Below are 10146 nucleotides of genomic sequence, written 5' to 3' on the forward strand. Positions count from 1 at the left end.
GGATTCTCCACAAAGAATGGCTTTATTGGCAGGATTGCATTCTTAGCTTAACACCTATGGGCTCCGCCCCCCTTCAGAACCCCCCGCAAGGGGAGGGGCGAGGCGCCCCGGCCGGAAAGAAGTCCCCTTGACCCCATTATTTCACGCTCAAATATCATGCCTGAAAAAACCTGTGTCATTTCAGTATATAACAATTCATAAGAATCTCTAATGCGACAGCCTTGTCTACGACTCTTTTTTTACACCCTGTTCTCACTGATAATGTTACAATATCATGGGAGTTGTGCCTTTGCGATGAAAAAGCTGTTTTACCTGATCAAGTTTCGTATCGTATACGTAGCCATTATAGCAGTGGTGCCGATGTTGTTTGTGACGTTATATGCCAATGTAAAAGAGCGTTCTCTGGCCATTTCAGAGGCAAACGGCAACATCAGCGCCATGACCGTGCTGGTCAGTGCAGCCATCGAGGGCTATATAGACCGGGTTAGAGCCACGCTTGTTACCATCGGCCACATGCCCGAGGTACAACAGACCAACGCCCCTGATTGCCAGAAAGAACTGCATTTTCTGCTCAAGAGCCTGCCCTACCTTGACGGCATAGCAGTAGCGGATATCAATGGCATGGTGTGGTGTACAACACTGCCACCGAGACGGGAAAAGATAAACGTGCTTAATAATAAGTTCTTCAGGAAGGTTACGGAGGTCGGGGGCTTCATAGCAGGTGACTTTGCTGTTGAGCGCTCAACGGGCAAACCCGTCATGTACATGGCATATCCGCTGCGTAATAAGGAAAAACGCCTTATCGGAGTAACCTACGCTATATTTAACCTCCACACCTTAAGAGAGCTTATATCCAGGGTCAACTTCCCCGGGGGTTACACCATCACCCTGCTCAACTCCACCGGTGTGGTGATTGCCCATCACCCCGACGGCAACAGGTGGGTCGGGACAACCATCACCGAAGGTCAATTGCAAGGGGCCATAGCCGAACACAATGGCGTTGAATTTACAGATACCAACGGGCCGGACAACATCAACCGCCACTATGGTTTTGCCTCTCTCTACAGCATGGGTAACGCCATTGGTCTGTATGCCGGTGTTGGCCGGCCCACCGAGGACATCTTTGCCGACACACGCCGCAGGCTCAGGGGTAACCTCGTGGGGATTGTGTTGACGTTTGTCTCTGTTATCGTGGCCGGATGGGGCGGCATATATGTGTTTGTCACTGGGCAGGTCTATCGTCTTGTGGGCGTTGTCAGACGGATGGCAGGCGGAGACCTGACTGTACGGAGCGGTTTTGCCTGGAGGGAGTCAGAGCTGGGGCTTCTGGCCGCCGGCATTGATGAACTGGGAAGCTCTCTGTACAAGAAAAAAGAGGACACCGAAGATACCCTCAGTCAACTGCGTGGCTCCAGGGAACGTTACAGCACGCTGGTGTCCAACATCCCCGGGGCAGTGTACAGACGCCTGGCCGATGCCAACTGGACAATGGAGTTTCTTGGCTCTGCCATTAAGGACGTCTGCGGATACCCTGCCGGGGCATTCCTCTTTAACAAGGAGCGTCCATTTGCCGGTATCGTACACCCCGGGGACCGGGAAAACACTGAAAGGGCACTGCTTGAGGCTATCAAGGCCAAACACCCCTATGACCTGACATATCGCATCGTCGATGCCCACAACGCCACGCGCTGGCTCAACGACAGGGGGGCAGGGGTCTATGACGCCCAAGGCAGGATCATCCACCTTGATGGCGTTATTGTTGATGATACGATGAGACGACAGGCCGAGGAGGTACTCCTCAAGCTCAACAGGGCACTGCGGACCTTTGGCAGTTGTTCCCAGGCGCTCGTCCGGGCCACTGATGAGTTGCAGTTGCTGATGAGGATATGCAAGACCATTGTTACGGAGGGAGGGTTTCCGGTTGTCTGGGTCGGTTATGCCATAGAGGAGGATGGCGTTAAGGTGGTACGTCCAGTGGCCTGCGGCGGTGATGACAAGGACTATCTGGCACAGATCAAGGTCAGGTGGGACGACTCCGAGCTTGGCAGCGGCCCCGTCGGCAGTGCGATAAAGACCGCAAGCCCATGTGTCGTGGAGGATATCGAGGCTGATGACAGCTTTGCGCCCTGGCGCCGGCCGGCGAGACGATTCGGGTTTCGTTCCCTGGTGTGTCTGCCCCTGATAGAGGGTAGTATTGCCTTTGGCGCCCTCACCGTATACTCCAGGGAGAGGTATGCCTTTGACACGGAAGAACTCGATCTCCTGGTAAAGCTGGCCGGTGAACTGGCCTACGGGATCGTCACGCTCAGAACCAGGGTGCAGCGATGGAAGGCCGAAGAGATGATCCAGAGGATCAGTAACCACCACATGACCGTCTTAAGTGCAGCGGGTGAGGGCATTGTGGGACTGGATGGCAGCGGGTGCATCACCTTTGCCAATCCCGCCGCTGCAAATATGCTCGCCTGGCAGGAGGATGAGTTGGTGGGGATGCCCATAGGTGCCATCACAGGGTTGACGGGATTTATGAAAGGCGCTATCTACAGCCGTTTCGATGAGGTGTTTAACAGAAAAGATGGCAGCGTCTTTGCCGTTGAGTACGTCAGCACGCCCATTGAGGAGAGGGGGCAGACCACGGGGGCAGTGCTGGTCTTTAGGGATGTCACGTTGCGCAGGGGGTTGGAGGAGAAGCAAAAGCAGCACGAACAGTTGCTCGTACAACAATCAAAGCTCGCCGCCATGGGTGAGATGATCGGCAACATTGCCCACCAGTGGAGGCAACCCCTGAGTGTTGTCAGTGGAGTCCTGTTAAACATCCAGGACGCATATGAGTTTGGCGACCTCAACGCAAAGTATCTCGCCGACAAGATACGTCAGGCAAATCAGAGCCTTGAATTTATGTCCGTCACCATTGACGACTTCCGCAACTTCTTCAAGCCGGACAAGGAAAAAACGGAGTTTGACATCAGCGAGGCCATACACAAAACCGTCTCTATTGTCGGGGCCAGTCTCAGGGACAACTTCATCGATCTTCGTATGCATCTTGAGTATGGTCTGTCGGTCAATGGGTATTCCAATGAGTTTTCGCAGGTACTGCTGAACATCGTCACAAACGCCAAGGACTTCCTCCTGTTGCGTGCCATCAGGGGGCCTGTCATCGACATCAAGGCCTACCGACACAGCACAAAGGCCGTTGTCGTGGTCGCAGACAACGCCGGGGGCATCGACGAGGAGATCATCGACAAGGTCTTCGACCCCTACTTCACCACCAAGGAGCAGGGCAAAGGAACAGGGATCGGGTTGTACATGTCAAAGATGATCATCGAGGGACACATGGGGGGCCTGTTGACCGCACGAAATGTAGAACATGGGGCCGAATTCTGCATACTGCTAAATGCCTGCTGAACCGAGAAGGTGAGTTTTTTATGCACCCCTGTCTTGACTAACAGTTATGTATATGCTTAAAATAAAAGCAGAACCGGTCAAGTAGAGTGGCTGCTTAAAAAGACAGATCAGGAGGATTAATATGAAAAGCAGGTTTGGTCTTTGCCTGGTGTGAAATGGAAAAGAAGCTATTAAGCGTTGTTGTTCCATGTTTTAACGAAGAGCCGGTCATTGATGCGACCAATACGAGGGTTATGGCCCTGTTGACCGGGTTTGTGGAAAGGAACCTGATAACCGACTTTGAGATACTGTATGTAAACGACGGTTCCTCGGATTGCACGCTGGAGATGCTTAAGGAGCTTGCATCAAAGGAAAAACGCATAAAGGTCATCTCCCTCAGCGGCAACTTTGGTCATCAGGCGGCGTTGACGGCGGGGCTGTATAATGCTTCCGGCGATATAACCGTCTCCCTCGACGCAGACCTCCAGGACCCTCCTGAGGTCATAGAGGCCATGATCGAAAAACACAACAGCGGCTGTGACATCGTCTATGGGGTGCGCAGCAGCCGAGAGCAGGACTCGTTCTTTAAGCGATTTACGGCGCAGTTCTTTTACCGGCTCATGGCATTTATGGGGGTCAACATCGTATACAACCATGCCGACTTCAGGCTCATCTCCAGGGCCGTCATCAGCGAATTCAAGAAGTACGGTGAGACAAACAGGTTTCTGCGTGGGATATTCCCGTCCATGGGGTTCAGGCAGGGGGTGGTCGAGTATGCGCGTGACAAGCGATTTGCCGGAACGACGAAGTATCCACTCAGAAAGATGCTAATGTTTGCCGTTGAGGGCATCACCTCCTTTAGCAACTTTCCGTTGAGGTTGTCTTTTTTCCTGGGATTTATAAACTTCATAGCGGCCCTGATGCTGGTGGGCTGGACGCTGGTGACCAAGTTCAAGGGGGCTGCAATCCCCGGGTGGGCATCCACGGTGTTGCCGTTGTACCTGTTTGGCGGCATCCAGTTAATGTTCATAGGGATACTCAGTGAGTACGTGGGAAAGATTTACATGGAGGTAAAGCGACGACCCATCTTCATCATAAAGGAAACGTATAATCTCAACCGACCAAAAAAGACCTTTACCCGCCGGCCAAACGTGCAGCAGAAAAAGACTGTCTGAGCCTCGTGACATTTTTTATGGGGTCAAGGGGACTGGTCCCCTTGCAGGGGGTTCTGAAGGGGGGCGGAGCCGCCCCTTTCTTTCTTTTCTTAACGACACATCAAGCGCGATGCTTAAAAGCGAGTGACAAGGATGCCGATAAAGGGCATGGTTGCGATGTAGTTTTCAAGGGATACCTTCCTGACGCCGTTTAAGCCGGAAGGACGACCAGTGGAGCGATTGCCTGAGTCTTTGGTGCCGCTTGCGTGCAGGAGATAGACGTCGTTGTTGTCTCTCTTTATGATGCCGAGGTGTCCGATGATTTCGTTTTCGATACGCCTGTTGGGGGCCTTGACGAAGTAGACGATATCACCGCTTTGTAGCCTGGACATCCCGTCTCTGATTCCCTGTGGGGGGAGTATTGCGACGGTGCGTATGCCCCTGGCACCCTGGATGTCGATGGTCTGGCCGATGTCTGCCGTGACGTCTCTTCCCCACTTACCACTGAGTATCATGTCCATCCCGTACCGGAAGCGGTCATCGTAGTTAGAGACGTTGCCGTTGAGATCGGTAATTCCCCGGTGTTTAAACCTCTTGTCAAGGGCAATGGCTGCGGAGTCTTGTGGCGTGTGAGCAAGGGCAAGCTCCACGCTGCGGAAGACGTGGTACATGCAGTCAACCCGGTCATCGAAGACGATAGCGTTGTTGCTGACGTATGCCCCAAGCGGATCGGTGTCGTAGGGGGTGCCGGTAAACTGCTCCGCCCAAAAGGCGATTCGCCATCCGATGGTTTGTTCCTGGATCCGTTGTTGGTTCTTCAGCACCGCCTCGTCAGAAAAGGCCAGGGCCAGTGTAAGATTCACAAGCACGAGCAAGACCGCCGGCAAACACACAACGTAATAGTTCACCCTTCACCCTCCTGAAAAAAAAAAGAAGGGGAGCGGCTCCGCCCTCCCCTCAGACCCCTCCTGCAAGGGGACCAGTCCCCTTGACCCCATTTTATCTTGTTGACAGCAGGTTGATTATACACGACATTTCAACATCTATAGCTGAACTATTACGTAACTTCCTACCTGACCTCAAAAGTAAAGCGCACAACGCGCTGTGGCTGGCCACGGACCTCAAAGACGAAGAACACGTCCCACGAGGCTGCTACATTGAAAATCAGGTTCCCCGTGTAGAGACTGCCGGACTTGACAAAAGATGCCATCTGCGCCATGTTGCCGGAAATCGCATAGGTCACTCCGACATCAACGTCATCAACGTCCCTGCCTGTGGGTGCTTTAAGCTCAAAGGTTACCTCGTTTTTGCCTACGACGGGGGACTGACCACTGGAGGTCTTCATCCTCACCCTGTAACCATCAACCTTTTCTGTAAGCACAAACACGGCGCCATCGGCCAATGCACAAAACAACAACAGAATCCACACGTTTACAAGGGCTACTACCTTTGGCATTATCATCGCTCCAGAAACCTCCTCAGTTCTCCAGGATAGACCCTCCGCTGGTCAACTGGTGTGGGGGAGTCTGGCTCGGGCCAAAACGGCTGAGGCTGTGCACCTTCCCTTGCCACCGAAGAGGGCAGCGGGTCTTTCATGTCCATGACCGCAACCATGTCGATCCCCTTGAGGCGGTAGCAGAGTTCCACCGCAATGCCGTTAGGGTCAAAGGTGAAGATGGAGTGTATGAAGCCGTTGTCAATCAGCTCGGAGACCCATATGTCAGCCGCATCCAGTTTGTCCTTGATCAGCCACAGTTCGTCATCGTCCGTGACCTCAAGGCAGATGTGGTCAAAGGCTATGCTGCCTGCCCGGGGACGTCCGGCGTCCTTTTCCTGTAGGGGTTGCACGTTTGGCCACTGGAAAAACGAAACAAGACAACTGCCGTTAATGGCAAAGAAATACTGTTTGACCGCATTATCCGCCATTGTACCAACAAGCTCAATGCCCAGCAGGTCACGCCAAAATTGGATCGTCTTATCCATATCCCCCGTGACCAGGGCTATGTGGTTTATTGCCGTGTAAACTGCCATCGCACCAATGCCTCCGGCTAGCCTATGTTAAACTCTGAGAGCACGGCAGCGCCGAATTCCTCAATAAGTTCGGGGTCGAGATGCCCTGCAGGTTTGTGGAGCATCTTTAATGCCTCAGCCGCTGGGTAGGTTGGTCTGTAGACGTTTTTGGTAGTCAGGGCGGCATAGGCCTCTACGATGGCCGCCATTTTGGCATGGATGCTTATCTCATCGCCCCTGAGACCACGCGGATAACCACTGCCATCGAGCTTTTCGTGATGCCCCCAGGATATATTTCTCACGATCTCTGGCACCTCGCTGAGTCCGCCCAATATATCCATCGTATATTCCACGTGAGACTTGATGTTCTTATACTCGTCCGGATCGAGCTTGTCGGGCTTAAACAACAACGCCGTGGGGATCAGGACACTGCCAATATCGTGCATCAACCCCCCAAGTGTCATCTGCTGACACTCCTGTTTGCTGAATCCCTTCAAGTCACCAAACCAGTACATATATACCGCTACAAGCAGGGAATGTAAAAACATCGTGGTGTTGTAGCCATCCACCGCTCCAACAATCTCCCCCACACCATCACGCTTTATCGTAAAGTCCAGGACGTCAACGGCGCTCACTATGTCCTCATAGGGCACCGTGGTCTTTTGCTTTATTGCATCAACCGTTCTGTCGATGGTTGCCTTTATCAGACGCAAGGCGGTTTCCTGTTCCGGTTTGAGTTTTTTCCACTGTTGTTCGATTTCCGAGTTGTCCCAACTGACCATCTTGGCAAGCAGGGTGCCTATTTTAAGCGGTTTCAAGACATAGTCGTGTGCTCCAATCCGGAGGGCGTTGATGACGTCCTCCCTGGTTGCACGCGCCGTAACTACAAACGTAATGATGTGTTTGAGGTCCTTGTATGAGCGAATCTCCCTAAGTGCCTCAGCACCGCCCCTTGTGGGTAGATCGAGGTCTAATATCAATATATCAGGGATATGCAAAAGCGCCTTGTTTATGGCATTTTTGGTGTTTGACGCCGTATGTACCTCGTATCCCTGTTTTTCCAACTGAGAGACGAGTTGCACTTTTGTGACCTCATCGTTGTCTGCAATCAGCACTTTTTTGGGCATAGTCTTATTTTACAACCTTAATATATGTCGATTCACTTAAAGCCTTTAAGCAGGCCCTGTTCGAAGTCCTTTATGAGTGCGGGGTCGAGGTGCCCTGGCGGATTGTAGAGCATCTTCAGTGCATCATCGGATGCGTAGGTGTCCCTGTAGACGTTTTTAGTTGTCAGTGCGGCATAGCTCTCAACGACGGCCATCATTCTGGCGTAGATGCTTATGTTATCGCCTTTGAGGCCACGCGGATAACCGGTGCCGTCGATCTTTTCGTGGTGGCTCCAGCATATACTCCGCACTATATCCGGCACCCCGGTGATGGTATCCAGGACGTCCATTGTGTAGTTTACGTGTGTCTTGATATTTACATATTCCTCGGGGTCGAGTTTTCCGGGCTTAAACAGGAGGTCTATTGGGATTAACGCACTGCCAAAGTCGTGCAGCAAACCACCCAGTGCCATCTGCTTACACTCCTGCTCGTTAAACCCCCTTAGTCTGGCAAACCAATACATATAGACCGCAACAAGCAGGGAGTGCAGAAACAACGTGTTGTTGTAACCATTGACCGCTCCGACAACATCAGCTATGCCGTCTTCCTTTAGCGTATCACACAGTATTTCGATGGCATTTACGATGTCCTCATATGGCAGGGGGGTCTTCTGTCTGATTGAATCCACAGACCTTTCGATGGTGACCTTTAACAGGCGCAGTGCGTTTTCATGTTCGGGTTTAAGTTGTTTCCAGTGTTCTTCCATTTCCGTGTTTGCCCAACTGACCAGCTTGGCAAGCAGGGTGCCGATCTTGAGGGGCTTTAGGGTATAGTCGTTGGCGCCCATTCTGATGGCCTTGATGACGTCCTCTTTACCGGCACGTTTTGTGACTACAATGGCAAGGATATCCTTGAGGTCTTTGTATGAGCGTATCTCTCTGAGCATCTCTCCGCCGCCGCCCTTGCCGGGCAGGTCTATGTCCAGCAGCAGAATCTCCGGAGCATGTTGAACCGCCTTGCTGATAGCAGCACTACTGCTCGAGGCGCAGTAGACCTCATAGTCTAGCTTTTTCAGGTGAAGGCTGACTAGCTTTCTCGTTGCCTCGTCGTTGTCTACAATTAGGACTCTTTTTCCCATAGGTGTTATTATACAACAGTGTTGATTAAATGATCAAGGGGACGAATTTGTTCCAAGATTTACCGCAGGCAATATAGAGCGTTTCGATTGTGTGCAATACAAGAAAGAAAGGGGTGGCTCCGCCCCCCTTCAGAACCCCCCGCAAGGGGACCAGTCCCCTTGACCCCGTAAAAATGCCACATGTTTTGTATTTAATCCAATCTAAATTTGTTATAATGTTACGGATATGCTAATATAATTTAACCTTGAGTCTTAAACTTAAACAAACGGGTGACCAGACCTTCCATGGCAGTTACCTGCAAGACGATGTGGTCTTTCTCCTTAAGCCCATCGAGATGGCGGTTGTAGACCTCCAGACGAAGGAAGGGCTACTACGCTCTGGCGCCCGACACTATAGCGAAATGATATCACGGGAGTCGTTGCCGGGGCAGCGGTACCTCGATATTTTTTTCCAGGCGGTGCGCGACAACAGACAACGGATGGCCACAGAGATACTCGCCCTTGCCAGGTACACAAGTCGTAAGGACAGGTTTGTCATTGTTTCTCTTGCCAGGGCCGGCACCCCCCTTGGTGTCTTGCTGAAAAGAACGCTGCGGGAAATCTTTGACAGAGACGTTGCCCACTACGCCATCTCCATCATCAGGGACAGGGGGATAGACGAAAATGCCCTGCAACACATACTCTGCGCACATGCAGGGGCAGAGCTTGTCTTTGTTGATGGCTGGACGGGAAAGGGTGCCATATCAGGGGAACTCAGGCACGCAGTTGAGGGGTTTAACTTGCGACATGGCACCAACATCAATGCCGATCTGCATGTGTTGGCCGATCTTTCCGGCACGGCAGCGGTGGCCTGTTGCAGGGATGACTATCTGATTGCCTTTTCGCTGTTGAACTCCACGATATCCGGTCTGATAAGCCGCTCCATCCTAAACAGCGATTTCATAGGGGCCGGGGACTTTCATGGTTGCATGTTCTATGAGGAGTTCAGGGACGCAGACCTCTCACTGTGGTTTGTAGACGACATCATGGCAGCCATCAGAGAGACGCCATCAGCGGATATCGCTATGCCACTGTTGTCCGATAATGGCAGGGCAGAGGCGGCTACACGCAGCAGGGAGTTTATAAAAAAGCTCATGGACACCTATAACGTAGACGACATAAACCGCATAAAACCCGGAATCGGTGAGACCACTCGCGCACTGCTCCGGAGAATTCCCAGGCTGATCCTGGTGAGGTCTGTGGATATACCCGATATCTCACACATACTAATGCTGGCCGCTGAACGGGGCGTAGAGGTTGAGGCAGTTGCCGACATGCCCTGCAACGCAACGGCTGTTATCGCATAAACCGTACCTT

General features: G+C 52.2%; 8 protein-coding genes. 3 read left to right on the forward strand and 5 right to left on the reverse strand.

Translation table 11 applies throughout. The features are described 5' to 3' along the window. Positions 1 to 294: 294 nt before the first annotated feature. Positions 295 to 3402 (forward strand): cache domain-containing protein, encoded by a 3108-nt coding sequence (locus tag HWQ67_RS07270; RefSeq protein ID WP_218252019.1) that lies wholly within the window; start codon positions 295 to 297, stop codon positions 3400 to 3402. 155 nt (positions 3403 to 3557) lie between these two features. Beyond that, positions 3558 to 4556, forward strand: coding sequence for a glycosyltransferase family 2 protein (locus HWQ67_RS07275; protein ID WP_218252020.1), 999 nt, complete (start codon positions 3558 to 3560; stop codon positions 4554 to 4556). Positions 4557 to 4669: 113 nt separating this feature from the next. On the opposite strand, the gene HWQ67_RS20190 is transcribed toward HWQ67_RS07275, so the two are convergent. The 5 genes from HWQ67_RS20190 to HWQ67_RS07300 form a co-directional block, all read right to left on the reverse strand. After that, positions 4670 to 5443 carry a DUF1460 domain-containing protein gene (locus tag HWQ67_RS20190; RefSeq protein ID WP_218252021.1) on the reverse strand — a complete coding sequence of 258 codons (774 nt, stop codon included), beginning with the start codon at positions 5441 to 5443 and terminating at the stop codon, positions 4670 to 4672. A gap of 161 nt (positions 5444 to 5604) precedes the next feature. Further along, the gene (locus HWQ67_RS07285) at positions 5605 to 5991 is read right to left on the reverse strand and encodes a hypothetical protein (protein WP_218252022.1); all 387 of its coding nucleotides are present in this window, start codon (positions 5989 to 5991) and stop codon (positions 5605 to 5607) included. Positions 5992 to 5993: 2 nt separating this feature from the next. Then, entirely contained in the window at positions 5994 to 6566 is a 573-nt protein-coding gene (locus tag HWQ67_RS07290) for a VOC family protein (RefSeq protein ID WP_218252023.1), read from the reverse strand. A 17-nt stretch (positions 6567 to 6583) separates the two neighbouring features. Further along, positions 6584 to 7672, reverse strand: a complete 1089-nt coding sequence (locus HWQ67_RS07295) for an HD domain-containing phosphohydrolase (protein WP_218252024.1) — start codon at positions 7670 to 7672, stop codon at positions 6584 to 6586. A gap of 32 nt (positions 7673 to 7704) precedes the next feature. Then, entirely contained in the window at positions 7705 to 8790 is a 1086-nt protein-coding gene (locus tag HWQ67_RS07300) for an HD domain-containing phosphohydrolase (protein ID WP_218252025.1), read from the reverse strand. Positions 8791 to 9035: 245 nt separating this feature from the next. Between HWQ67_RS07300 and HWQ67_RS07305 the strand changes: the two genes are divergently transcribed. Then, entirely contained in the window at positions 9036 to 10136 is a 1101-nt protein-coding gene (locus HWQ67_RS07305; protein ID WP_218252026.1) for a cysteine protease StiP family protein, read from the forward strand. Positions 10137 to 10146 lie beyond the last annotated feature (10 nt).

Source organism: Candidatus Magnetobacterium casense (assembly GCF_019173545.1).
GTDB classification, from domain to species: domain Bacteria; phylum Nitrospirota; class Thermodesulfovibrionia; order Thermodesulfovibrionales; family Magnetobacteriaceae; genus Magnetobacterium; species Magnetobacterium cryptolimnobacter.